General features: G+C 70.6%; 1 protein-coding gene. It reads right to left on the bottom strand.

The annotated features are described in order from the left end of the window. Window positions 1-64: 64 nt before the first annotated feature. Window positions 65-478, bottom strand: a complete 414-nt coding sequence (locus HCN08_RS34560) for a DUF742 domain-containing protein (RefSeq protein ID WP_031526299.1) — start codon at window positions 476-478, stop codon at window positions 65-67. Between the last annotated feature and the right edge of the window lie 73 nt (window positions 479-551).

The raw sequence follows: 551 nt of genomic DNA, 5'->3' as shown, positions 1-551 counted from the left end.
CACGATCTTCGCCGAGGTCGTCGAACGCGCCGACGTCGTACCGAACGACGGCTGTGACTGTGCCCTAGAGCTTCCGAAGTCCACTGAGCACCCTCTCAAGCAGTGTCACGTCAGGCTGGCCGCCGGCCTCGCCGCTGCCGGGCTGGTGGATGGCCACCATGCCGGCCTCGGCCAGGTCGGCCACGAGGATCCGGGCCACGCCGAGCGGTATGGCGAGCAGCGCCGAGATCTCGGCCACCGACTTGATCTCCCGCGTCAGGTGGCAGATCCGCTGGTGCTCCGGCAGCAGGCCCGCGTACTGCACCGGGTCGGCGGTGGTGCTGACCAGCGCCTCGATCGCGAGCTGGTAGCGGGGCCGGGTGCGGCCACCGGTCATGGCGTACGGCCGCACCAGCGGCTGATCGCCTTCCACCCCGTACGGCGCGTGATGGGACGCGCCGTACGGGCCTTGGCCCGGCGAGGCGGGTGGCGGGGTCATGAGGGTCCTCCGTGTCCGGGCAGTGCGTTGTCGCGGTGCGGTGCGGAAAAACGGGAACGTGCGGTCAGTGCAT

It is taken from the genome of Actinacidiphila epipremni (assembly GCF_012034175.1).
Taxonomy (GTDB): domain Bacteria; phylum Actinomycetota; class Actinomycetes; order Streptomycetales; family Streptomycetaceae; genus Actinacidiphila; species Actinacidiphila epipremni.
Note: the sequence above shows the minus strand (reverse complement) of the source record. Positions and strands in the feature narration are given on the sequence as shown.

What these genes read in the sequence shown, in the direction of transcription:
- HCN08_RS34560 (WP_031526299.1), bottom strand. Translation starts at nt 478, where the DNA reads ATGACCCCGCCACCCGCCTCGCCGGGCCAAGGCCCGTACGGCGCGTCC.